Annotated in this window: 20 protein-coding genes and 3 tRNA genes; 12 read left to right on the top strand and 11 right to left on the bottom strand. The window is 53.0% G+C overall.

Going from position 1 to position 22,820, the window contains the following annotated elements; genetic code table 11:
• Window positions 1-4 precede the first annotated feature (4 nt).
• From ACO064_RS30450 to ACO064_RS30440, 3 genes are read right to left on the bottom strand one after another with little or no spacing between them, the layout of a single operon-like run.
• A complete protein-coding gene (locus tag ACO064_RS30450; RefSeq protein WP_421831085.1) occupies window positions 5-1,348 on the bottom strand; it encodes an ABC1 kinase family protein in 1,344 nt (447 codons plus the stop codon).
• Window positions 1,348-2,016 (bottom strand): TetR family transcriptional regulator C-terminal domain-containing protein, encoded by a 669-nt coding sequence (locus ACO064_RS30445; RefSeq protein ID WP_421830931.1) that lies wholly within the window; start codon window positions 2,014-2,016, stop codon window positions 1,348-1,350. The genes ACO064_RS30450 and ACO064_RS30445 overlap by 1 nt, the downstream gene beginning before the upstream one ends.
• Window positions 2,017-2,047: 31 nt before the next feature.
• Complete coding sequence (locus ACO064_RS30440) at window positions 2,048-2,539, bottom strand: YajQ family cyclic di-GMP-binding protein (RefSeq protein ID WP_114406595.1); 492 nt, start codon at window positions 2,537-2,539, stop codon at window positions 2,048-2,050.
• A gap of 153 nt (window positions 2,540-2,692) precedes the next feature.
• Between ACO064_RS30440 and ACO064_RS30435 the strand changes: the two genes are divergently transcribed.
• Window positions 2,693-3,469 (top strand): 3-hydroxybutyrate dehydrogenase, encoded by a 777-nt coding sequence (locus ACO064_RS30435; RefSeq protein ID WP_421830930.1) that lies wholly within the window; start codon window positions 2,693-2,695, stop codon window positions 3,467-3,469.
• 125 nt (window positions 3,470-3,594) lie between these two features.
• Complete coding sequence (locus tag ACO064_RS30430; RefSeq protein ID WP_421830929.1) at window positions 3,595-4,860, top strand: T9SS type A sorting domain-containing protein; 1,266 nt, start codon at window positions 3,595-3,597, stop codon at window positions 4,858-4,860.
• A gap of 3 nt (window positions 4,861-4,863) precedes the next feature.
• On the opposite strand, the gene ACO064_RS30425 is transcribed toward ACO064_RS30430, so the two are convergent.
• From ACO064_RS30425 to ACO064_RS30410, 4 genes are all read right to left on the bottom strand, one after another.
• Window positions 4,864-7,011, bottom strand: a complete 2,148-nt coding sequence (locus ACO064_RS30425; protein ID WP_421830928.1) for a ComEC/Rec2 family competence protein — start codon at window positions 7,009-7,011, stop codon at window positions 4,864-4,866.
• Window positions 6,957-7,406, bottom strand: a complete 450-nt coding sequence (locus tag ACO064_RS30420) for a GNAT family N-acetyltransferase (RefSeq protein WP_421830927.1) — start codon at window positions 7,404-7,406, stop codon at window positions 6,957-6,959. The genes ACO064_RS30425 and ACO064_RS30420 overlap by 55 nt, the downstream gene beginning before the upstream one ends.
• Before the next feature lie 259 nt (window positions 7,407-7,665).
• Window positions 7,666-8,994 carry a M43 family zinc metalloprotease gene (locus tag ACO064_RS30415; RefSeq protein ID WP_421830926.1) on the bottom strand — a complete coding sequence of 443 codons (1,329 nt, stop codon included), beginning with the start codon at window positions 8,992-8,994 and terminating at the stop codon, window positions 7,666-7,668.
• Window positions 8,975-9,922, bottom strand: coding sequence for a PhoH family protein (locus ACO064_RS30410; protein ID WP_421831084.1), 948 nt, complete (start codon window positions 9,920-9,922; stop codon window positions 8,975-8,977). The genes ACO064_RS30415 and ACO064_RS30410 overlap by 20 nt, the downstream gene beginning before the upstream one ends.
• A gap of 368 nt (window positions 9,923-10,290) precedes the next feature.
• On the opposite strand from ACO064_RS30410, the gene dnaB reads away from it, so the two are divergent.
• The gene (gene dnaB / locus ACO064_RS30405) at window positions 10,291-11,925 is read left to right on the top strand and encodes a replicative DNA helicase (protein ID WP_421830925.1); all 1,635 of its coding nucleotides are present in this window, start codon (window positions 10,291-10,293) and stop codon (window positions 11,923-11,925) included.
• Between the two features lie 99 nt (window positions 11,926-12,024).
• Here the strand turns inward: dnaB and rlmD are convergent, their stop codons facing one another.
• On the bottom strand, window positions 12,025-13,449 hold the full coding sequence (gene rlmD / locus ACO064_RS30400; RefSeq protein WP_421830924.1) for a 23S rRNA (uracil(1939)-C(5))-methyltransferase RlmD: 1,425 nt from the start codon (window positions 13,447-13,449) through the stop codon (window positions 12,025-12,027).
• A gap of 89 nt (window positions 13,450-13,538) precedes the next feature.
• On the opposite strand from rlmD, the gene ACO064_RS30395 reads away from it, so the two are divergent.
• Window positions 13,539-15,785: a gliding motility-associated C-terminal domain-containing protein gene (locus tag ACO064_RS30395; RefSeq protein WP_421830923.1), complete on the top strand. Its 2,247-nt coding sequence runs from the start codon at window positions 13,539-13,541 to the stop codon at window positions 15,783-15,785.
• Between the two features lie 61 nt (window positions 15,786-15,846).
• Here ACO064_RS30395 and ACO064_RS30390 read toward each other — a convergent pair whose 3' ends face one another.
• Window positions 15,847-16,302, bottom strand: coding sequence for a CHRD domain-containing protein (locus tag ACO064_RS30390; RefSeq protein ID WP_421830922.1), 456 nt, complete (start codon window positions 16,300-16,302; stop codon window positions 15,847-15,849).
• Between the two features lie 178 nt (window positions 16,303-16,480).
• Between ACO064_RS30390 and ACO064_RS30385 the strand changes: the two genes are divergently transcribed.
• Window positions 16,481-17,296 carry an SDR family oxidoreductase gene (locus ACO064_RS30385; protein WP_421830921.1) on the top strand — a complete coding sequence of 272 codons (816 nt, stop codon included), beginning with the start codon at window positions 16,481-16,483 and terminating at the stop codon, window positions 17,294-17,296.
• A 158-nt stretch (window positions 17,297-17,454) separates the two neighbouring features.
• On the opposite strand, the gene ACO064_RS30380 is transcribed toward ACO064_RS30385, so the two are convergent.
• Window positions 17,455-18,168 (bottom strand): SH3 domain-containing protein, encoded by a 714-nt coding sequence (locus ACO064_RS30380; RefSeq protein ID WP_421830920.1) that lies wholly within the window; start codon window positions 18,166-18,168, stop codon window positions 17,455-17,457.
• A 137-nt stretch (window positions 18,169-18,305) separates the two neighbouring features.
• On the opposite strand from ACO064_RS30380, the gene ACO064_RS30375 reads away from it, so the two are divergent.
• The 3 genes from ACO064_RS30375 to ACO064_RS30365 all read left to right on the top strand — a co-directional run bounded on the left by ACO064_RS30375 (window position 18,306) and on the right by ACO064_RS30365 (window position 19,227).
• Window positions 18,306-18,381 (top strand) — tRNA-Lys (locus ACO064_RS30375).
• Between the two features lie 82 nt (window positions 18,382-18,463).
• Window positions 18,464-18,539, top strand: a tRNA-Lys gene (locus ACO064_RS30370).
• Window positions 18,540-18,684: 145 nt separating this feature from the next.
• Window positions 18,685-19,227, top strand: a complete 543-nt coding sequence (locus tag ACO064_RS30365) for a DUF4136 domain-containing protein (RefSeq protein ID WP_421830919.1) — start codon at window positions 18,685-18,687, stop codon at window positions 19,225-19,227.
• A 51-nt stretch (window positions 19,228-19,278) separates the two neighbouring features.
• On the opposite strand, the gene ACO064_RS30360 is transcribed toward ACO064_RS30365, so the two are convergent.
• Window positions 19,279-19,674, bottom strand: a complete 396-nt coding sequence (locus tag ACO064_RS30360; RefSeq protein ID WP_421830918.1) for a DUF3127 domain-containing protein — start codon at window positions 19,672-19,674, stop codon at window positions 19,279-19,281.
• Window positions 19,675-19,816: 142 nt separating this feature from the next.
• Between ACO064_RS30360 and elbB the strand changes: the two genes are divergently transcribed.
• The 4 genes from elbB to ACO064_RS30340 all read left to right on the top strand — a co-directional run bounded on the left by elbB (window position 19,817) and on the right by ACO064_RS30340 (window position 22,803).
• Entirely contained in the window at window positions 19,817-20,509 is a 693-nt protein-coding gene (gene elbB, locus ACO064_RS30355; RefSeq protein ID WP_421830917.1) for an isoprenoid biosynthesis glyoxalase ElbB, read from the top strand.
• Between the two features lie 382 nt (window positions 20,510-20,891).
• Window positions 20,892-20,974, top strand: a tRNA-Leu gene (locus tag ACO064_RS30350).
• Between the two features lie 219 nt (window positions 20,975-21,193).
• Window positions 21,194-21,565, top strand: a complete 372-nt coding sequence (locus tag ACO064_RS30345; RefSeq protein ID WP_421830916.1) for a DMT family protein — start codon at window positions 21,194-21,196, stop codon at window positions 21,563-21,565.
• Window positions 21,559-22,803, top strand: a complete 1,245-nt coding sequence (locus ACO064_RS30340; RefSeq protein WP_421830915.1) for an MFS transporter — start codon at window positions 21,559-21,561, stop codon at window positions 22,801-22,803. The genes ACO064_RS30345 and ACO064_RS30340 overlap by 7 nt, the downstream gene beginning before the upstream one ends.
• The last annotated feature ends 17 nt before the right edge of the window (window positions 22,804-22,820 follow it).

Raw genomic sequence — 22,820 nt, 5'->3', positions numbered from 1 at the left:
CTTGTCAAGCCGCGTTTTCCATTTCCAGTCGCAGTTTTTTGGAAACCAGCCAATCCGGCTTATGGGTAATTACCTTGGCTTTCAACTCGTTGAGCATCGAATAGAGGCCAAAATACGTCCGGTTGATATATAAACCGTGTTGCGAGCCACGGGCCACTTTCGAGTTTTTCAGTTCTTCCACCTGGGCCAGTTCTTCGGCAAACGCATACACGGTGTCGAAATAGGAATTATCCCCAAAATCGAAGGTCTGTTTCTCAAACGGCTTTCCGAGTAAAACGATCATTTTCTTGAACAGATCGACAAAAAAGACCTGTTCTTTCGGCGAATCTTCCGGAACGATGAACTCCAGGTTGCGGAAGGTTTCCAGGGTGGCGGCCTCGTCGTCAAGCATGTCGAAGTTAATCAGCCGGAAATAATTGTCGTAAAAGAAGTCCGAGATCACTTTCACACAGCCGAAGTCGATGACGCCCATCGTGCCGTCGGCCCGCATCAGGAAGTTACCGGGGTGCGGATCAGCGTGTACCTGTTTGAGGTCGTGAATCTGGAAGTTGTAAAAATCCCACAACGCCTGCCCAATGCGATCGCGGATTTCCTGTGATGGATTCGTTTTCAGAAAATCCTTCATGTGAAAACCGTCCAGCCAGTCCATCGTCAGAATGCGCTTGCTCGACAGATCGGGGTAATATTTTGGGAAAATCAGGTTTGGAATCGACGCACACTGCTCCGAAATGTACATCGAGCGTTTCAGTTCGAGTTCGTAGTCGGTTTCTTCCAAAAGCTTGGATTCGACCTCGCCCATGTATCGGTTGATGTCCTTTTCATTCAGGTTCAGCAGCCGGATCGCCAGCGGTTTGGCAATCCGCAAATCAGAACTGACGCTGTCGGCTACACCCGGATACTGCACCTTCACCGCCAGTTTCTTGCCGTCTTTCCAGGCCAGATGCACCTGACCAATGGATGCCGCATTGACCGCTTCCATCTCGAACCGGTCGTAAATCTGCTGGGGCGATTTGCCAAAATAGGTTCGGAACATTTTGACCACCAGCGGTCCCGACAAAGGCGGTGCCGAATACTGCGACATGGCAAACTGATCGACATACGCCCGTGGCAGAATATTCCGGTCCATGCTCAGCATCTGCGCCATTTTCAGTGCGCTGCCTTTCAGTTCGCTCAGGGCGTTGTAAATATCCGTCGCATTGTCCTGATGCAATTCCTCTTTCGTCAGGCTGGGGTCGAGCAACTTTTTCCCGTAATGCTTCAAATAATTCCCGCCAACTTTCACACCCGCTTTCACAAACTGGCTGGCCCGGGCAACTTTGGTGGTGGGGATATGGTTTTGCGTTTTCATCATTTATTTTGATAGATGAACTTCGCCAGGTCGAACAACGAGTCCAGCGGGGAGCGACCGATCAGATCGAAGGCGGTGTTGACCGATTTTTCGATGGCGGTATCGGTTTTTTCAAAATTCTTGCTGACGTCGTTGACCCAGAAATGCAGGATGAACAGGGTTTGGGTCCACAACCCATCGGCGTAGCGGTCGGACAGGAACGGCCGGGGTTCGACCTCCTTGCTTTCGCGCCCTTCGGCCAGTAAATCCCGAACGTAATCGTAGAAGGCTTCCTTGAAGAGTTGGAGAACCCGGGCCGACGGTTTTCCCATCCGGGCTTTCGCCATGGGCGACAGATTGGTGGTAGACGGGCGTAGTTGGTTGTAGCTAAACACCACAAAACTGCGCTGGGCTTTCAACACCTCCACCCAGGTATAATAGAACGCGAGGAGCTTTTCGCGGACCGAATACGTCTGGTAAATCGGATCGGCTTCGACGGTTTGCTGGGCCTGTTTGAAAAAGGCCAGCCAGACATCCGCTTCAATGGATTCAAAAGAGGTGTACTCCTGATAGAAGTCCGCTTCCGAAATTTTCAGCTTCTTCGCAAATTGAAAAACACTCGGTGGTGGGGTTCCGTTTTCAAGCACATAGTCGGTATAGGCTTTACGGATTTTTTCCAGTTTTTCCATACCTGACGAACGCAGTGTGCAGCAAAAAAGTTTAGCTTTTCATGTTCACAAATTGCAAAGATATTTCCAGTTCTGCCCGGCGCAACATGCCGATGACGGCCTGCAGATCGTCGATTTTTTTGCTCGTCACCCGCACCTGATCATCCATAGCCTGCGCGGTTAGTTTCGGAAAGCTTTCCTTAATCAGTTTCAGGATTTTTCGTTGCTGGTCTTTGTCGAGCCCCTGCCGGACTTTGAGCTCGTGCCGCAGGCGGTTTCCCGACTGGTGGGGCTCGGCAGTAAAGTCCAGACTCCGCCCATCGACACCCTGTTTGATCACGCGGGTCAGCAGAATATCCTCCACCGACTTCAGACTCATGTCATTGTCGGTATCGATCTTCACCGTCAGGTCTTTTTTGTTGAGTTCAACGCTGGTTTTGCTATTCCGCAAGTCATACCGGTTCGCGATCTCTTTGATTGCCACATTAATAGCATTGTCTAACGTTTGCAAATCAACTTTACTGACAATATCGAAGGAGGCCATACTACATCGGGTTGGTGATGAATTAAAAAACAAACGGATTCGCAAAAATAAGCGGTTTTCCGGGTCGAAGCACACATTCGACCCGGAAAACCGCCTTTCGGTGGACAAACTATTCCCGCCCTGTTGTAGCTTTGGGTGCTAATTCATCCTGAAATGATGCAAAAAAGAACCGTTCTGATTACCGGAAGCACCAGCGGCATTGGCCTTTCCATTGCCACGGCCTTTGCCCGGCAGGGCTACAATCTGATTCTGAACGGGTTGGAAGCCAACGGCCCCCAACTGGCCGAAACGATGGCGGCAGAATTCAGCATCAATGTGGTTTTTGATCCGGCCAACATGCTGGACCCGGCCGCCCTGCGAACGATGGTCAGCCGGGCCGGGGAGAGATTTGGCGGAATCGACGTGCTGGTCAACAACGCCGGGATTCAGTACGTCTCGCCGATCGAGGAATTTCCGGAAGACCGTTGGGATACCATTCTGGGTGTTAACCTGAGTTCGGCCTTTCACCTGACCAAAGCCGTCTGGCCGTTTATGAAAAACCAGCAATTTGGCCGGATCATCAACATCGCTTCGGCCCACGGTCTGGTGGCGTCTGAGTTCAAAAGCGCCTACGTAGCCGCCAAACACGGTTTGATTGGCTTCACCAAAACCATCGCCCTTGAAGGCGCCCCCTGCGGCATCACCGCCAACGCCATCTGCCCCGGCTACGTCAAAACCGCCCTCGTGGACAAACAGATTGCCGATCAGGCCCGCACGCACCAGCTTTCGGAGAAAGACGTGATCGAAAAGGTATTGCTGGCGAAACAGGCCCTCAAACAGTTCATCCCCGCCGAAGCCATTGCCGCGCTTTGCCTGTTTCTGGCATCCGAAAGTGCGGCTACCTTAACCGGGGCTGCTCTGCCCATCGATGGCGGCTGGACGGCACAATGAGGGGCGGAGTTGCCTGTACTCCGGTGCGCATCTTGCAGGAATTACTTAAGAAAAAGTTACTATTATTTGCTTGTCTATGCAAGCTGATTTACTTTTGGGATCGATCTATTAATCAAGACTTTCCCGTGAAAAAAATCATTTACTTTTTCGTTTTAGTGGTTACATTTTTACCAAAATTTGGCTTTACGCAGTGTGCGCCCCCGGCTCCCTCCTGCTCGGGCTGTGTGGCTTTAACCACCGGTAACCAAACATTGACGAGCGGCACCTACTGCATTACCACTGCCATATCGAACCTGACCATTCCCAGCGGGGCCGTTGTCTGCATGAGTGGCGGTTCACTCACCAATTCCAACCTGAACGGTGGCACCTTGATTTACAACTCCGGAAGCCTGTCCAATCTCAACTCCAATTCGGGGGATATCCGGGTGCAGGGCACGCTTTCCAACCCCTCTAATACCAGTTTTAACAACGTCCGGGTGATCGTTGAAAACGGCGGAGTGTTGAATATGAACTCACTGGACATCAACAGCAGCCTGGTGGTCGATGGCGGCACGGTCAATGTAGCGAATCTGACGCGGGTCAACGGCAGCGGCAGTATTTGTATGGCCAACATGGGTCAAATTCATACCCAGTATTTCCAAAACAATAGTACCAATCAAACCACCGCCCAGTCGACCAAAGGTTGTCTGTCGATTGCTCAACCCCAGAATGGGCAGACCTTTCTGAACAATCCCCTGACCACCTCCCCGAATGTGCTGGTCTGTCTCCCCGGCACCTTTACGCCCTCCAACCTGGGTTCGGCCACGGTGACGACCAACTGCACGGGTTGTGCCAACGCCATGCCCGTCACGTATGCCTACTTCCGCGCCCAGCCGCTGGAAACCGGGGTTCGGCTGGAATGGCAGACGACCAGCGAGTTGAATCACCGGTTTTTTGTCGTTGAACGATCCGGAAACGCCCTTGATTTTTCACCCGTCAGTGGCGATGTCATCGACCCGTTTGGCACGCAAAATGGCCGGAAAGTATACCGGTATACCGATTTCGGTGCCTTGTCCGAAACCTATTATTACCGTCTGAAACAGGTCGATGCGGATGGGACGATTGCGTATTCCAAAATCCTGTCCGTCATTCTGGGGGATCAAACTCCCGAAGTCCGGGTGTTCCCGAATCCCGTGGTCAATCAGTTGACCATTGAATTTGAAACCACCGAAACCGGCATTATCGACATCGAAGTGGCCGATCTGAGCGGAAAACAATGGCTCAGCCAGAGTGGCAACAAAACCGGGAAAAGCCACAGCCAGACGCTTCAGGTGCAATCATTGCCCAAAGGATTTTATCTGGTAACGATTCGGCTGGGCAACCAGTATTTTATTCGGAGAGTCTTAAAATAATCCTTAGAAAATCGCCAGATACGCCCCCTGCTGACGAACCGAGTGACACGGAATGCCGAGTTTTCGGGCGTCCGCCAGCAACCGGTCCGTCAGCGGGGTTTTGTTCGAATCGTCGAAAATCAAATGCCGGGCGGCCACGCGTCCTTTTAGCTGGCTCCAGGATTGCAACGCGTTCCGGCTGATGATAACATAATCGACCACGGCGGGCAATCGCCACCCTTTCCGGGCAGGCAGCCGGTTGATGATCAGCACACTTTTTCCCTGCCAGTTCACCAGCGTGATGGCCCGGTTCTGAAACAGCGGCAATCCGGGGTTCGTTTGACCCGGTTGCAAATACGAGATTCGGTCGACGCCCAGACTGTCCCAGGTATTCCGGATGTAAAACGTCACTTCCCGGCTTTGATCCGACAGCGAATCCCGGCTCAGTAAAACTGCCTTGCTGCCCTCTACAAAACTAATCGCCGACTGGTGCGGCACGAAATGAACCAGCAGCAACCGCTGTTTTTTTTGATTCAGGGTGGTCATCCCAACCGACCCGGTCAGCAAAACCGCACTGATGGCCAGCAGCCAGCCGAATCGTTTTTCCCGGAACAACAGAAAAGCCGCTCCGAACAGAATGATGGCATACATCAGCCCTAGTTCAAAACCGCTGGCCATGAGCGGTTTCAGGATGGAGTGTGGCAGTTTCTCCGTCCTGATGATGCACTGATTGAGCAGCCACATCGATGCAAACAGTGCTTTTCCAACCAGCATAGCCAGATACGGAATCCAGCCAACGACCAGCAATCCCATTGCCAGAATCAGAACCACGGACGAAACCGGAATCACCAGCGGATTGGCCAGCCAGAAGTAGGTGGGAAACTGGTGGAAATAATACACGCCCAACGGAAAAGTAACCACTTGCGCCACCAGCGACATGGCCGTTATTTTCCACAGTTTATCGGCCAGCCAGAATCGGAAAGTCAGACCCTGATACAGACTTTCGTACCAGAGCGTCAGGCCACCAACGGCCAGGTATGACAACTGAAAACCGGCTGTCGTCAGCGCGTACGGATCGAGCACTAAAATCAGGAAAGCCGATGCCGCCAGCGTATTCAGGGGGTTGTTGGCGCGACCCAGGGTCTGGCCGATGAGCAGCAGGGAAAACATAAACGCCGACCGCAAAACCGGGGCGGAAAAACCGGTCATCAGCGCGTAAAACCAGAGCAATGCCAGCATGATCACTGCAAAGACGTATTTTCCGCCCTTTCGTCGCTTCACAAAACCCAGCACAAAGCTGACCGCGGCAAACAGTACCCCCACGTGTAGCCCCGAAACCGACAGGATATGCACCGCTCCGGCCGCCGAATAGGCTTGCTGCAACCCGGGATCGATGCCATCGCGGACGCCCAAAATCATTGCCTTCACAATGGCAAATTCCTGCCCGCTCCCGAGATGACTGGTAAAAACGCTGTCGGCCCATGTATTTATTTTGTATGCTTGTGCAGTCAACTGATTTAAAGGACTAAAGCCCAGAATGACTCGATCATTCGGTCGTAAATACTGCTGGTGGTAGATCCCCCGGTGAGCCAGGTGCCGTTTGTAGTTAAATTCGCCGGGATTCAGGGGCGGGTCAATCGTCCGGGGTTCGCCCCGAACCAGCCAGACATCGCCGTAGCGCGGTTTTTGGGCCACGGTTTTATCGATGTAGACGATGAGACGTCCGCTCGCCGGTTGCCAGGTGCTACCGGTCAACACCTTCCGCACGTCAAGTTCCAGTCGAAAGGTTTTGGCACGGTTTTCGGCCTGTGAGCCCACCACAGCTTCATACGCCCGAATGGGCTGGCGAAGGTGAACCAGATTCGCAGGGTCGTTCAGCGGGGTATGAAACGAAGTCACCAGCCAGCCGATGGCACCCAGGGTCAGCCAACCGGCGATGCCTTTAAGGACGGCATGGGGTTTTTCTCTAACGAAAAACAGCAGTCCCAAACTCAGGAAACCGAGCAGAAACAAGCCCGCGACGAGCCGGAAATAGTCCGGAAAAAACAGACAGGCGGTTATTCCGCTCATCAGTGCCACGACGAAGCGAACGAACGGGAAGGCATTCCAGCGCAGCATCAGGCCGGAAAAGATGAAGCGGGCAGCACCATTTTGTAATGCTGAATACCGCATTCTTCGAACATCGGGCCGACGGCTTTAAACCCAAATTTCGCATACAGCGGCATGGCCGTTAGCTGGGCGTTCAGATAAACCGACTCAATGGGTTCCGGCTGCTGACTCAGCACATCGTCGAGCACCGTCCGAACCAGCGCCTGACCGACGCCCTTGCCCCGGAAAGGGGCCAAAACGGCAAACCGCTCCAGCTTTACACCGTTAGACGTCGTACGCCAGCGGGCGGCTCCACAGGGCGTTCCGTCGCAGAAAGCCAGGAAATGGCGGCTGCTCGTTTCAAATTCATCATACTCATCTTCCGCCCGAACATGCTGTTCCTGAACGAACACAGCCTCTCGAATGGCAAACACTTGCTGCATTTCAGCCGAACGGATAACCTGAATCACTTCAATCATACGGCAGGAAAGTTAGTCGGTTGACGGTATACCGTTTACAGTTTTCGCCGGGCCGCCGGAGCGGTGCGGTTCCCCGTCGGGATTGACGCTTGTCTCTTCGTTATTCAATATTCGTTATTCAATATTCGATATTTATTATTCGATATTTATTATTCGATATTTATTATTCGATATTGTAAGAACGCGTCAGTCCGGGCGGGGAACCGCACCGCTCCGGCGGCCCGGCGAAAACCGAAAACAGAAAACCGTAGACCGTAAGTTAACGAATCAGCAGCCTTTTGGACGCCGTTTCTTTATCGGTGTATACTTTTACAAAATAAACACCCCGAGCCAGCGCATCCAATGGCAGGCTGATGGAAGAACTGGGATAATCGGTATAATGCTGGGTGCGGACGATCCGCCCCGACAAATCGGTGATGTCGACCTGAAAGGATTGAAAACCGGTGAACAGCACTTCCAGCGTCGATAGTTTCTGGGCAGGATTCGGAAACACATTCACCGTCAGCGATTCGGTTTGGGGCAGCGGGTCTGCCGACCGCACCACGCGCTGACGCCGGGGGCTGGCTTCGATCACCGCCCGCATCCGGTTTCGCTGGTCCTGCGTGAACAAATTCATGCAGGCATCGGGCGTATAATCGAGGTAATTTTCGATCTGGTTGCGGGTTCGGGTACCGTTGCAGGTAGAAAACCGCTCGGCGCAGGCCGTCGTCTGGTTGGCACTTTCGGTCGGGGGCGTGTCGTTGCAGTAATCCGTTCCGCAAACCGCATCGCCCCAGGTATGAATCAGGCCCAGCCAGTGACCCACTTCGTGCGTCGTGGTTCGGCCATACCGGTAGGTTGGGCTCGTAACGGCCCCGATGTCGCTGCCAAAATACCGGTAATCGATGATGACGCCGTCTGTCAATTCATTTTCCAGGGACGAGAGACCGTCGATGCCTTCCGCTTCCGGAAATTGGGCGTACCCCAGATAATCGTTCCGCAGAGTCGTTACCCAGATATTCAGGTATTTATCGCTGGGCCAATAGGCAATCTGCGACAACTGAACGTCGTCACCACTGGAACCGTCGTAGATGTTAAAGCTCGTTTTTTGGGTATAGTGCCGGGTAATGCCGGTGGTTTGAAGCCCGTCGGGGTCGGTGCGGGCCAGAAAAAATTCAATGCCGGTGTCGGCCCCAATCGGGTTGGTGTTAAAGCCCCGGGTATCAGCCATCCGGCGGTAATCCTCATTCAACACCCGGATCTGGGAGGCAATCTGCTCGTCGGAAATGTTGGAGTTGTTGGCTCCGCCCACAAAACCGGACGAGTTGGTATGCACCACATGCACCACCACCGGAATCCGGTAAACAACCTCTCCTACCCGGGCTTTTCCGGGTTCTTCGGTTCGCTGCCGAATGAGGTCTTCTATCTTTTCGTTAAGTTTCAGGCGTTTGGTTAGCCGCTGCGCATCACGCCGTTGTAAGGTTTCTTCGCGCAGATCGATGCCACAGCGTTGCGGAGTCACGGGCGTTTGTGCCCGTGACTCCGTTAAACCGATGCTGAGAATGAGTCCCAGCGCAGCAAAAAGTTGCCTATTTTTCAGCCCGTTCATACGCGGTGATAATTTCTTTAACCAACCGGTGACGCACCACATCGCTGCCATCCAGTTCCACAAAGCCGATTCCTTTGATATCTTTCAGCAGTTCAACGGCTTCAATCAGCCCGGAGCGCTGGTTTTTGGGCAAATCGATCTGGGAACGGTCGCCGGTGATGATCGCCTTAGAAGCCGGCCCCATCCGCGTCAGAAACATCTTCATCTGCATCGGCGTCGTGTTCTGCGCTTCATCCAGCAAAATGAACGCGTGGTTGAGCGTTCGTCCCCGCATATACGCCAGCGGAGCAATTTCAATCGTACGGCTTTCGATGTAGAGTTTCAGTTTTTCGGCGGGAATCATATCGTCCAGCGCGTCGTAGATCGGGCGAAGATACGGATCGATTTTCTCTTTCAGATCGCCGGGCAAAAAGCCCAGATTCTCGCCGGCTTCCACCGCCGGACGCGTGATGATGATTTTCCGTACTTCCTTGTTTTTCAGGGCGCGCACGGCGATGGCTACGGCGGTATACGTTTTCCCGGTTCCGGCCGGGCCTACGGCGAAGACCAGATCGTATTTTTCGGACACGTCCACCAGCCGTTGCTGGTTGGCGGTTTTGGCCCGAACGATGACGCCTTTCGTGCCGTACACCAGCACGTTGTCGTCGGTTTGGGGCAGCGCAACCGGCTCACGCTCATTGTTTTTGAGAAAGCTGCGAACGTTCTCGTGGGTCAGTTTACCATATTTCTGGTAATGCTCGATCAGCGAGTCCAGAATGTCGGTAATACGGGTAATCTCCGGGGTCGTCCCTTTAATACGGATTTCGTTCCCACGGGATATAATCTTGCTCATCGGAAAAGCGGCCGCGACCTCTTTGATGTTGTTGTTTTCAACTCCCAAAAAGTCGATGAGCGATACATTGTCAAGGGTGATTACTTTTTCTACCAAATCTCCGTTCATATTTTCAGTGTGACCGATCCTTATTTTCTTTCTAAATTTAGAGGATCATACGTAGTAAACAACAAAAACCGTCAATTATTATCTCCAAATCCTGCCAAATTTACGCAAATCCTTCACGATTAATCAGTTGCCTTTTCCAGCGTCAACCCCGAATTCTATGGGTCAGCAAGGCTATAAAATCGAATGAAACCGTAAGCTAAAAACAAAAAACATTTTCACATTTTTTTCACCCCGCCAGCCGGGGAATATGTACTTTAGAGACAACAACTTAGTGCCTTGCTAACCGTTCCTCAACCGATTGACACCCGGCCTGCCGGCTTTTCATTCTACCGCCGATTGGCTATACTTGCAAAGCAATGGAGAACGATCGCCCTACCAATTCTAACTTTCGGAAGACCCCTTACCTGGGCAATCGGCGTAGCCAGTCCGACGGTGTAAACCACATGCTGACGCCAACGGGACTGGGCAAATTGCCCCCGCAGGCCATCGATCTGGAAGAAGCGGTGCTGGGTGCGTTGATGATTGAAAAGGATGCCCTTTCGGCCGTGATCGACATTCTGAAGCCGGAAAGTTTTTACAAGGAAGCCAACAACCGGATTTATAACGCCATTGTCACCCTGTTCGGAAACGCCGAACCGGTCGACATGCTGACGGTGACGCAGCAACTGCGCAAAACCGGTGAAATTGAAATGGTCGGTGGCGGTGGGTACGTGACGGAACTCACGACCCGCGTTACCTCGGCTGCCAACATCGAGTATCACGCCCGCGTCATTGCGGAAGCGTCCATCAAACGCGCCCTCATTACGGTTGCCAACGAGATTCAGCGCGACGCCTACGAAGACACCACCGACGTTTTTAACCTCCTCGACCGCATCGAGCAGTCGATGTTCAAGATTTCCGAATCCAACATCCGCAAGAACTACGCCGACATGAGCACCATCATGCGGCAGGCGCTGGATGAACTGGAGCAGAAAAAGAACATGAAGGACGGCCTGACGGGGGTTCCGTCGGGATTCAGTGCCCTCGACCGGCTGACCTCCGGCTGGCAGCGGTCCGAATTGATCATTCTGGCGGCTAGGCCAGGGATGGGTAAAACTGCATTTGTAGTTAGCGCACTTCGCAATGCCGCCGTTGATTTTGGGCAGGCAGTGGCGATTTTCTCGCTCGAAATGTCATCGGTGCAGTTGGTCAACCGGCTGATTTCGGCGGAAGCGGAAATCGACAGTGAAAAAATCAAGAAAGGAAATCTGGCTCCGCACGAATGGGCGCAGCTTCACCATAAAATTCAGCGCCTGACCGAAGCGCCGATCTTCATCGACGATACGCCCGCGCTGTCCATTCTGGAATTACGGGCCAAATGCCGCCGACTGAAAGCCCAGCACGATATTCAACTGGTTGTGATCGACTATTTGCAGTTGATGCAGGGCGATACGTCGGGCAAAATGGGCGGGAACCGTGAACAGGAAATTGCCTCGATTTCGCGGGCCATGAAAAACCTTGCGAAAGAGCTGAACGTTCCGGTCATTGCCCTGTCGCAGTTAAGCCGGGCCGTTGAAACCCGGGGTGGCGACAAAAAACCGCAACTCTCCGACCTTCGGGAATCCGGTTCGATTGAGCAAGATGCGGATATGGTTATCTTCCTCTACCGGCCTGAATACTACGGCATTAGTGCCGATGAAGCCGGTAATTCGGTCTCCGGGATTGGTGAGGTCATCATCGCCAAAAACCGGTCGGGTTCGCTGGATACCGTTCAACTGCGCTTTGTGGGCAAATACACCAAGTTTGCCGATCTGGATGCGTTCTTCATGCCGCAGACTCCTCCCCCATTCAGTGGCCCGTCGGCCGGTTTCGACGCCAAAACGTCCGGCGCGCAGAATTTCGAAAACCAGGGCGGTATTGTCAAAAGCAAAGCCAATACGTTGAACACGCCGGGTGGCAACTTCACCAACTTCGGCCACATCGACCCCAACCAACAGGAAACGCCGTTTTGAAAGAATATTAAATGAAAAATGATGAATGTAAATGTAAAAGTGCCGGATTGGAAAATACTTTTACATTTTACATTCATCATTTTTCATTTAATATTCTTTTTATTCTCTCTTCTCCAGCTTCACCACATTCTCCACGTGATGCGTATGCGGGAACATGTCGACAGGCTGAACGTCTTTCACTTCGTATAATTCGTCCAGAATGGCCAGATCGCGGGCCTGGGTAGCGGTGTTGCAACTCACGTAGACAATGCGTTGGGGAGCGGCCAGCAACAGATTCCGCGTCACGGCTTCGTCCATGCCCGCCCGGGGCGGATCGGTGATGACCACATCCGGTTTGCCGTATTTATTGAAAAGAGACGGTGTCAACAAGGTCCCCATGTCGCCCGCCAGGAACTCCGCGTTGTGAATTCCGTTGATGGACGCATTCACCCGCGCGTCCTGAACAGCCGCTTCAATGTATTCAATGCCAATCACTTGCTTCGCTTTCCGGGCCACAAAAAGGCCAATGGTTCCGGTTCCGGTGTAGAGGTCATACACGCGCTCGGAACCCGTCAGCCCCGCCCAGTCACGCGTGATTTTGTAGAGTTCGAAAGCCTGAGCCGCATTGGTCTGGTAAAAGGATTTGGGGCCAACCCGGAAGGTTAACGGTTGGCCGCTGCCATCTTCCATCTGCTCCTCGATATACGGTTTTCCCCAATACGGAACCACGGTCTGATCCTGGTACGAATCATTCAGTTTGGTATTCAGAATGTAATTCAGCGACGCGATCTGCGGAAAGGTCGTTTTCAGCATGTCCATCAGTCCGGCCAGCTCCTCCGGCCGGTCTTCGGCGACCTGCACCACCACCATCACCTGCCCCGTCGAAGCGGTGCGGATAATCACCGTCCGCAAAAAACCGACGTGCGTGTTCAGGTTATACATCGTAAAACCGTGCTCGAACGCATACGCCCCCACCGCCAGCCGGATGGCATTTGACGGATCAGGTTGCAAATAACAATGCTGAATGGGCAGAATTTTATCAAACCGTTTCGGAATGTGAAAACCGACTGCCCGTTTGTCCACCGACATCCCGGAACGAATCTCCTCCTCGGTGATCCACCGGCCGTCGGCGCAGGTAAATTCCAGTTTGTTGCGGTAATAGGTGGTCTGCACGGAAGACAAGGTTGGCCGAACCGGCGGCAGTTGCACCTTCCCGATCCGGGTCAGGTGATCGAACACCTGCTGGCCTTTGAAACGGAGTTGTTCGTCGTACCGGATGTGCTGCCATTTACACCCGCCACAGGTGCCAAAATGCGAACAAAACGGTTCGGCCCGGCTTGGCCCAAAGGAATGTATTTTTTCGACGACCGCTTCACGGTATTGTTTTTTCCGGTTGACAATGCGAATATCGACCACGTCGCCCGGTGCTGCCACCGGCCCGCCCGAACGGCCTTCCACAAAAATGACTCCCTCATCCGTTCGAATCAAACATTTTCCTTCAGCCGCAACATCATCAATCCGAATCGCTTGCAACCGTTGCGACATCTTTTGGGTCTTTCCTGACATAATAAACTGTAATAAATTCTGTAAATTAAGCACCGTATTTTGGTTTCGACAACCCTATCCGTATTTGAATGAAACAGTTTTATCGGATTACAGCCTGGTGGTGTTGGTTGGTAGTGGGCTGGATGGGCCTGATTTTTCCGGCTTTGGCAACGCACATCGTGGGGGGCGAACTGGAGTTGAAAAGACTAACCAATCAAAACCCGTTTACCCACCAAATCAACCTCAACCTGTATTTTGACGATCTGAACGGCAATCCGCAAGCCGAAGATCCCACCGTTGTCATTTTTATTTACCGCAAAGGCGACAATGCCTTTATTGGTTCGGTCGAACTGCCACAAATCGGCTCGCAGCCCGTCGACTACACCAAACCGGAGTGCGCCCTGCCGTCGCTTCGTACACGGTTGCTGAAATATGGCGGAAACGTGGTATTCAATCTCAATGCGTTCAACGATCCGCGCGGCTATTACATGGTCTGGGAACGCTGTTGCCGCAACAATTCCATCAGCAACATCCAGAATCCCGCTCAGGCCGGTTCCACGTTTTACCTGGAGTTTCCGGCGCAGCGTACCGGCAACACGGACGTCTTCAACTCATCCCCAACCTTCCGCCCCGTTCAGGGCGATTACATCTGCATCAACCAGCCGTTTGCGTTCGATTTTGGTGCCACCGACGCGGACGGCGACAGCCTGGCCTACCGGCTCGTGACGCCTTACAACGGTTTCAGCACGGCGGCCAATCCCCGGCCGCAGGTGGCCTTGCCCAGTTCTTCCTATCCCGAAGTCCGGTGGAGCAGCGGACTCAACCAGGACCGGGCCATTCCGGGACCGCTGCCGTTGCGGGTCAATGCCCGAACCGGACAGCTCACCGTGACTGCCGGGCAGGTGGGTTTGTTTGTTTTTTGCGTTCAGGTGGAAGAATACCGAAAAAATGCGTCGGGCGTTTACCAGCGCATCGGCCTCGTTCGTCGGGATTTTCAGTTGAAAGTCATTGACTGTCAAAAGAATAACCCGCCCGCTGTGGCGATGCGGCAAACCGGACAGTCGGCTTTTTACAAAGAAGGAACAGTCTTGAAATTAAGCACCCAGGATGCGAATTGCGTGGATGTGTATGTCACCGACCTGGACGCCAATCAGAAGGTCAAGCTGTCGGTGTTGAACGGTCCGGCGCAAGGCATCACCTTTTCACCGGACGAAGTGACCATCCGCACTTCCGGCGACTCGGTCCGGACCCGGATCTGTTTCGACAAATGCCTGGCCGATGGAAAACCGCTGCAACTGGCTTTGCTGGCGACCGACGAAGGTTGTCCGCAGGGGTTGAAAGACACGCTTTTCGTCACCCTGCTGCTGGAACCGGAACTCAACCGCCGACCGGATGCAGAAACGACCCTGCCCGGCAACCAGACGACCGTACAGGCGGGAAAAAATCTCCAGTTCAACGTGTTGGGAACCGATGCCGACAAAGATATGATCACGCTGACGGCCGTCGGACGCGGGTTCACGCTTTCTCAGGTCGGCATGAGTTTTTCGGCGGTTTCGGGACAAGGCTCGGTAAGTTCGCAGTTTAACTGGAATCCGCAGTGTGATCAGGTTAAAAACACGGAATATGTCGTAGATTTCATCGTGACCGACACCCGCTGCAACCGAAATCTACGCGACACGGTGACCGTTCGGCTGAAAGCCACACCCGCAACCGGTCGACCGCCCACGGTCCGAACCACGCTGACCGATCCGGTGGTTGAGCTGACCATTACGCACGGCGACTCGGTTCCGGCTGCGGTTCGCTTCGATGCCGTTGCCGAAGACCCCGACCCAGACGTGCTGAAACTCACGGCGGTGGGTCGAAATTTCGACTGGAAAAGCATGGGTATGCAGTTTGAAAACAAAACCGGGCCGGGGCCGCTAACCTCGCCCTTTGTCTGGCAACCCGATTGCTCGGTGCTTCAGGGAAAAGAACAGGCCACGTTTGAACTCGATTTTATTTCGCAGGACAGCAGTTGCCCGAACCGCTACGATACGACCCGCGTCACCTTCGTGGTGAAGGATGTTCCGGTCGATTACAACATCACCATTACAAACGTCATTACGCCCAATGAAGACGGCAAAAACGATGTGTTCAGCGTTCCCAACTTACCGCTGGACAATTGCTCCGATCAGTTTCGCCGGGTCGACATCGTGAATCGGTGGGGAAAAGCGGTTTTTTCGTCCACCAACCGGCTCTTCCGCTGGGATGGGGAGGACTATCCACCGGGGCAGTATTTTTACCTGATTCAGTACACCAACCGGTCGTACAAAGGCACGGTGACGCTTCTTCGTTAAAACACACAAAAAAAGCGATCCTTTCCGGGATCGCTTTTTTTGTGAATTGACCACGTCAATTTTAGAATTCTTTCCGCATGATATTTCCGCGAATTTCTCCAGCAGGAAACAAAGCAGTATGTAAGTTGGCATACAGCCGACCCTCCATCAAGGCGTTTTCCTGCACTTGGTTCAGCGTGCTTTTTCCGCTAATCGGACTCGTCAGGGAGGCAAATGGAATGATGACGCCACCATTTGTTCCCGGGCCACCGGGTGCCAGGTGGATATGGCCGGCCGTCGGCGTTATGCCCGTGTAATTGATGGTATAGCTTAGTTCTTTGGCAGCTTTGTTGTAAGTTCCTGTCATTGTGCCGGTTGCTGCCGAAGCGTTGCCGGGTACCTCCTGCGCACCGTTCAGGGTGGCTACAAATTCGACCGTATTATTCTTGTCGGGAGCGTCTTTAATGGGTGAGCAGGATGTCACCGTCAGGGCTGCTGCCACAAAGGCGGTCATCAGATACGCAAATGTTCTTTTCATAAATCGTAAATAGTAAATGGTCCAGATTGCTCCGCAATAATACTAACTTTGCTCTAATTCTCTGCAACCTCAGGCGGGCAATACTTAGATAACTTATTAAAATGAGAAGTTTCTACCAAAAACTGATAATTATTTATCCGCCCTCCTTTCGGTTCTCATCCGGAATTCCCACTGTTTCATGAAAGATAAAGTTGTTTTGATTACGGGTGCTTCGTCGGGAATCGGCAAAGCACTCGCTTTTGCGTTTGGCCGCGAGCAGGCTTCCATCGTCATTTGCGCCCGTTCGCCCGAATCGCTCGAAACCGTCCGTGACGAATTGCGCCGGAGTGGCATCGATACGCTGGCCGTTCAGGCCGACGTGAGCCAGGAAGCCGACGTCCGGAAGTTGATCGATGCGACCGTTCAAACCTACGGCCGACTCGACATTCTGATCAACAATGCCGGCATCAGCATGCGCTCGATGTTGCAGGACGTGGACCCGGACGTGATCCGGAAAGTGATGGACATCAATTTCATGGGAACGGTGTATGCCACCCGCTACGCGCTGCCCCACATTCTGAAAACCAAAGGCTCCATCGTCGGCATGTCATCGATTGCCGGCTACCGGGGGCTGCCGGTGCGCAGCGGTTATTCGGCCTCCAAATTTGCCATGAACGGTTTTCTGGAAGCACTCCGCACCGAACTGCTCGACACCGGCGTTCATGTGCTGGTGGCCTGTCCGGGTTTTACGGCTTCCAACATCCGCGTCTCTTCCCTGAACAACGAAGGTAAGGTGGCGGGAGAAACGATGCGTGACGAGAGCAAAATGATGAGCGCGGAAGAATGTGCCGATCACATCGTAAAGGCCGTCAAGCGCCGGAAACGCGACCTGATCCTGACCTCTCAGGGGAAGCTGACGGTTTTCCTCAACAAATGGATGCCCGGACTCATGGATCGCCTGGTCTACAACACCCTGGCGAAGGAAAAAGACTCGCCGTTGAAGAAACGCGTTTAAAGTTTACGGTATTCGGTTTACGGTATTCGGTTTACAGTTTACGGTATTCGGTTTACGGTGGCTGACGCATTATACAAAGCGCTAGCGAGCATGCGTCAGCCACCGTAAACCGAATACCGTAAACTGTAAACCGTAAACCGTAAACCGTAAACTCAAAGTTAAATCAACCACACACTGTCCTTACGGACGTAGTACAGGCCGTCGTTCCAGAAGACATGGAGCCAGACGTCCTGGCTGCCGAGGATGTTGACTTTGTGGCCCCGGTTGATGACGTCAGCCACCGGAGCCGCCGAAGAGGGGTCGCGCCGGAGCAGAACGCGGTCGCGGTTGATGATTCCGGACTGGTAGCGTTCGGGCAGGTTGACCAGCAGCAGCAAACCCGTGAGGTAGGCCAGGACGATGAGTTTATGCCGTCGGCGGGCCGGTTCGTGGTTACGGTATTTCAGCCAGAAAATGCCAAAGGCGTAGGTCCCCAGCAACACAAGCCCCAGCGTAATGTAGAGTCCGTATTGTTTGTAGAACAGGTAAAAATAATTCAGGTCGTCGGTTTCATAGCCCCGAAGATTATTCTGAATCGCCACTTCGTGCATTTTTTTCAGGATGGCTTCGTCGGGTCGGCGGTCGAAATAAACTTGCAGATAATAGAGCATTTTGGCCACGTCACCCTGCTTTTCCCACACGTAGGCCAGCTTCAACAGCATCGGATCGGTCGGTTTGTAGCCTTTTTGAAGGTGGAATTCATAGGCTTCTACGGCAGCCGGGTAGAGCCCCGCAGCAAACAGAGAATCAGCCTGATAGAGGGTCACGGACGTCGATGCTGCGGCCGCATTTCCGACCCGCAGGAACAGCAAAAATGAAAAAAAATAGAGCAATTTTAAGGAGTGACCTTGCATTTTCACGTCAGAAAAGGTACTTTTGCATCGCAATTTTGGGAAGCGACTCAAAATTACAAAAGGTAAAAGTAGAAAGGTTACGGTTTATATCATTTCTTTTCATCTGCTCCTTTTCCGATCTGGTAGCTCAGCTGGTAGAGCAATACACTTTTAATGTATGGGTCCTGGGTTCGAATCCCAGCCGGATCACCAAAAAATAAGAAGTCTACAGTTTTCAGTGTTAATTCTTCAGTCGCATCGAGTTCCTCATGTCTGATCACTGACAATTGCTAACGATCTGGTAGCTCAGCTGGTAGAGCAATACACTTTTAATGTATGGGTCCTGGGTTCGAATCCCAGCCGGATCACCAAAATTACAGCGAAGACACACTTTCTTCCCGAACCCGCATCCTTCTCAGGGGCGGGATTTTTATTGCATTCCACCGTCCGTTCACGCTCCTGCCAACTTTTTCAACGGCCATTCGTTTTAAAAGCAACTGAATGAACGCTCCAACCATGAAAGCCCTTACACCGGCCTGCTTTTTTTGTATCCTGATTGCCATCGCTGCCTGTAGCTCGATTCGTGTCGTTAAAACCGATCCGGCTCCCAACTTTGCGTTGTCCAATTACAGCACGTTTGCCTTTTCGGACATCGAATCGACGGGCGACATCCCGCAGAGCGGTTTTTACCGGTCACAGGTCGATGCGTTGAAAACCGCCATTGAGAAACAGTTGGTGGACAAGGGACTCCGTCGGGTGGACACGCACCCGGATCTGATGATGAACATTGGGATTGCGGTCGATGAGAAAACGCAGACCCGGGAAACGAATTTTCGCACCGATCCGCCCTATTACATCGGACAGCGTCGCTATAGCTGGCGGGCTCAGGAAGTCCCCGTGGGCAAATACCGGCAGGGAACGATCGACGTACACCTGATCGATTCGAAGCGGAATGAGCTGGTTTGGCAGGGAATTGTGGAAGGGGTTATCCCGAAGAAGCCGGAGAAGCTTCAGAAACAGATCGACGTAGGAATGGAAAAGCTGTTTTCCAAACTCTGATTCGGGTGATTTCCGGCAGAACCAAAAATCACCCGGGTGGTCAGTGTAGCCTTAGAACGGAAGTCCGTTGTCTTCTTCTTCAAACGTCGTCAGCGGGCGGTCAGCCGCAGCTGCGCGGGGTTCCGAGCGACGGGGGGCCGCGGCTGGAGCTGATTGCGGTTCGTATCCTCCTCCACCGCCTTCGGCGGCCTCGATCCGCCAGGCCCGCACGTCGGTATACCAGCGATCGTTGTATTCGCGGGATTCGATGCTGATGGCGCATTTCATCGTGTCGCCCGGCGCATACTGCGCCAGTTCGGCGGCTTTTTCGCCCCAGGCCATCAGGCAGACTTGTTTGGGAAACTGGTCGATGGTTTCGAGTACAAATTGTTGCTTCGTCCAGGTTCCGTTTTTCCCCTGACCCGATTGTTCAGGTAAAACTTTTACCAGTTTACCTACTAATTCCATTGCCATATGCTCTCTGTTATTTTCTTTTTGTTTACTACTGGCCGAATTTCGTTTCGTCCGGCGAAGGTTGAAATGAATCGTTGAAGTTACAACTTTTTGGCTTAATTTTCCCCAAAAAAACCCCTCATTGACCCCCTGAATTATGAAAATCGGAGTCTTGTTACACGGAAACGGCGTCTACGACGGCACCGAAATTCACGAAGCGGTCCTGACCCTGCTGGCCCTGGCAGAAGTGGGCGCCGAGCCGGTTTGCATCGCCCCGGATGTGGACCAATACCACGCGATTAACCACCTGACGGGCGAAGAAATGCCGGAAACCCGGAACGTACTGGTCGAATCGGCCCGGATTGCACGGGGCAACATCCGGAATCTGGCCACCCTGACCGCCGATGAACTGGATGGACTGGTGATGCCGGGCGGTTTCGGTACGGCCAAAAACATCACCAAATGGGCATTCGAAGGTCCGCAGGGGCCGATTCTGGAACCGGTCAGGCAATTCATCCTCGACCTGGTTTCGCTTAAAAAACCGATTGTCGCGCTCTGCATGAGCCCTACCACGCTGGCCAAAGCCCTGGAAGGCAGCGGGATTTCGGCCACGCTCACGGTGGGTTCGGATCTGGAAGAAAGTCCGTACGAAATCAGCGGAATTGCCGCCGGGATCGCTTCGCTGGGCCACCACGCCGAGATGAAAACCGTGCGGGAAATTTCGGTCGATCGGGAAAACAAGATCATTACCGCGCCCTGTTACATGATGGAAGCGTCCATTCTGGACGTCCGCAACAACATCCGGGCCGCCATCGATGAACTGGTGGTGCTGTTGAAGGGGGACGGTTGACGATTGACCATTGTCCATTGACCATGACCATTGACGATTGTAAGGAGAGACGATAAGCCATTTCGTCAATCGTCCATGGTCAATCGTCAATCGTCCCTTCCCCCCACAAAAAAACACTGGCTCTTCTATCGGGAGAAGAGCCAGGTTCAGTGCTAACCTATGATGAACGAACCAGCCCGGTGGCGGAACCACCGACCTGAACAGGGATCCCAGCCATTGTTTATACGCGCCGGCTACGACCCACTATACGTTCTGGATTATAAAGGCACGGGGCTTGCTGCACTTACTGATGGTCGCATCATTTTTTAGTAATAAGTAAGGACGTCTTGGTTTTTTGCGTGCAACTGCCTACTTTTGCATCCACAAAAAATACGGTTTTCCTGTCCATGTGGTGGAATTGGTAGACACGCCATCTTGAGGGGGTGGTGCCGTCATGGTGTGAGGGTTCGAATCCCTCCGTGGACACATTGAAATTGAAAATCCCCGTAAACGACTGTTTACGGGGATTTTTTGTGGCTAATCGTTGATGGCGCACGCTCCGGGCCAACACGGAAAGCCAACCGAGCTTAAGATTTATTAATGTTGTTTTCAGTTAGACTTCATCTGGCGCAGGTAGATTTGAAGCGGCCCTGAAAGTGCCGGACCCATGGGTTTAGACTACCATCACCATCCATTTTTAAGCGAATGAAGTCATTGTATAGCATCGGACTGCTAATTGTATCGAACATTTTTATGACCTTGGCCTGGTATGGTCATCTCCAGCTCAAAAGTTATCCCTTCATTGCAAAACTATCTCTTTTCGGGATCATCATGCTGAGTTGGGGGCTGGCTTTTTTTGAATATGTATTCCAGGTGCCGGCCAACCGCATTGGCTCCAACGAAACCGGGGGGCCCTTCACCTTATTCGAATTGAAAACCATTCAGGAAGCAGTTTCGCTGACGGTCTTCACGCTCATCACGATTTACTTCTTCAAAACGGATAAACTAGCCTGGAATCACCTCGTAGGGTTTGCCTTCATGGTTATAGCCGTCTTTTTTATCTTCAAAAAATGGTAAAAACAACCCCTGAAATTCCGGCCTGCAAGCCCACCAGCACCAGCTTGCGGGCTCTTGATGCGGCCAATTTCTTCCTGGCGGATGTGCGTGATGGGCTTGGTCCCTACCTGGCCATCTATTTACTCGCCACGCGGCATTGGAACGCTCAGGATATAGGCATTGCCATGTCCCTGATGGGCATTGCAACCGTTGTGGCCCAAACACCAGCCGGCATACTCGTTGACCGCACGCGACGAAAACGTCTGTTGTCGATTGTGGCTTCGCTGCTGATTGCTTCGGCTTCGCTGCTTACCATTCTGTGGCCCCGCTACGAAATTATCTTGAGTGGACAGATCATCATGGGTTTTGCTGCCGCCTGGTTTGTTCCGGCGGTTGCCGCCATCACGCTCGGCCTGGTTGGCCCCAAAGCACTCGATAATCGAATTGGCCGGAATGAAACGTTCAACCATGCCGGCAATGTCGTGGCCGCCGTGCTGGCTGGTCTCGTTGGTTATTACGTAAAAACCGAGGGTATTTTTGTGTTGCTGGCCCTGATGTCGCTCCTGAGCAGCGTATCCCTCTGGCGCATTCGGGAAGATGATATCGACCATGAAGTGGCCCGCGGCAAAAGCGCACCCAAAAAAGAGGGGGAACAGGAAGACAACGTAACGGGGATTCGTGCCGTGATGAAAAACCGGTCGATCCTGTTTTTTGCTTTGGCCTGTGTCTTATTCCACTTTGCCAATGCCGCCATGCTGCCCCTGCTGGGCCAGCGACTGGCTCAGGGAATTAGTGCCGGAGCGTCATCGGCCTACATGTCAGCCTGTATCATTGTGGCGCAATTGGTCATGATTCCCGTCAGTCACTTTACAGGGCGACTGGCCCCAAAAGGCCGTAAGCGGTTGTTATTGATTGCCTTTGCCGTATTGCCCGTTCGGGGGCTGCTCTACACGCTCACGGACGACCCGGTTTTGCTGGTAGCCATTCAGATTCTGGATGGGATTAGCGCCGGCATTTTTGGTGTCTTGTCGATCCTGATGGTATCCGATCTGACCAGCGGGAGCGGATTGTTCAACACCACACAGGGAGCCATTGCAACCGCCGTTGGCCTGGGCGCATCACTCAGCAACGCTTTCTCGGGTGCCCTTCTCCAGCGAACCAGTTACAATGTGGCTTTCCTGACCCTGGCCGGACTGGCCGTCGTTGCCCTGGCCGTGTTGTGGTTCCTGGTACCGGAAACCCGCCCGAAAGCACGCTAACTGCTTAAACACGCTCC

Source organism: Larkinella sp. (assembly GCF_965227735.1).
In the GTDB taxonomy this organism is placed as follows: domain Bacteria; phylum Bacteroidota; class Bacteroidia; order Cytophagales; family Spirosomataceae; genus Larkinella.
Note: the sequence above shows the minus strand (reverse complement) of the source record. Positions and strands in the feature narration are given on the sequence as shown.

What these genes read in the sequence shown, in the direction of transcription:
- ACO064_RS30450 (WP_421831085.1), bottom strand. Translation starts at nt 1,348, where the DNA reads ATGAAAACGCAAAACCATATCCCCACCACCAAAGTTGCCCGGGCCAGC.
- ACO064_RS30445 (WP_421830931.1), bottom strand. Translation starts at nt 2,016, where the DNA reads ATGGAAAAACTGGAAAAAATCCGTAAAGCCTATACCGACTATGTGCTT.
- ACO064_RS30440 (WP_114406595.1), bottom strand. Translation starts at nt 2,539, where the DNA reads ATGGCCTCCTTCGATATTGTCAGTAAAGTTGATTTGCAAACGTTAGAC.
- ACO064_RS30435 (WP_421830930.1), top strand. Translation starts at nt 2,693, where the DNA reads ATGATGCAAAAAAGAACCGTTCTGATTACCGGAAGCACCAGCGGCATT.
- ACO064_RS30425 (WP_421830928.1), bottom strand. Translation starts at nt 7,011, where the DNA reads ATGCGGTATTCAGCATTACAAAATGGTGCTGCCCGCTTCATCTTTTCC.
- ACO064_RS30420 (WP_421830927.1), bottom strand. Translation starts at nt 7,406, where the DNA reads ATGATTGAAGTGATTCAGGTTATCCGTTCGGCTGAAATGCAGCAAGTG.
- ACO064_RS30415 (WP_421830926.1), bottom strand. Translation starts at nt 8,994, where the DNA reads ATGAACGGGCTGAAAAATAGGCAACTTTTTGCTGCGCTGGGACTCATT.
- dnaB (WP_421830925.1), top strand. Translation starts at nt 10,291, where the DNA reads ATGGAGAACGATCGCCCTACCAATTCTAACTTTCGGAAGACCCCTTAC.
- rlmD (WP_421830924.1), bottom strand. Translation starts at nt 13,449, where the DNA reads ATGTCGCAACGGTTGCAAGCGATTCGGATTGATGATGTTGCGGCTGAA.
- ACO064_RS30395 (WP_421830923.1), top strand. Translation starts at nt 13,539, where the DNA reads ATGAAACAGTTTTATCGGATTACAGCCTGGTGGTGTTGGTTGGTAGTG.
- ACO064_RS30390 (WP_421830922.1), bottom strand. Translation starts at nt 16,302, where the DNA reads ATGAAAAGAACATTTGCGTATCTGATGACCGCCTTTGTGGCAGCAGCC.
- ACO064_RS30385 (WP_421830921.1), top strand. Translation starts at nt 16,481, where the DNA reads ATGAAAGATAAAGTTGTTTTGATTACGGGTGCTTCGTCGGGAATCGGC.
- ACO064_RS30365 (WP_421830919.1), top strand. Translation starts at nt 18,685, where the DNA reads ATGAAAGCCCTTACACCGGCCTGCTTTTTTTGTATCCTGATTGCCATC.
- ACO064_RS30360 (WP_421830918.1), bottom strand. Translation starts at nt 19,674, where the DNA reads ATGGAATTAGTAGGTAAACTGGTAAAAGTTTTACCTGAACAATCGGGT.
- elbB (WP_421830917.1), top strand. Translation starts at nt 19,817, where the DNA reads ATGAAAATCGGAGTCTTGTTACACGGAAACGGCGTCTACGACGGCACC.
- ACO064_RS30345 (WP_421830916.1), top strand. Translation starts at nt 21,194, where the DNA reads ATGAAGTCATTGTATAGCATCGGACTGCTAATTGTATCGAACATTTTT.
- ACO064_RS30340 (WP_421830915.1), top strand. Translation starts at nt 21,559, where the DNA reads ATGGTAAAAACAACCCCTGAAATTCCGGCCTGCAAGCCCACCAGCACC.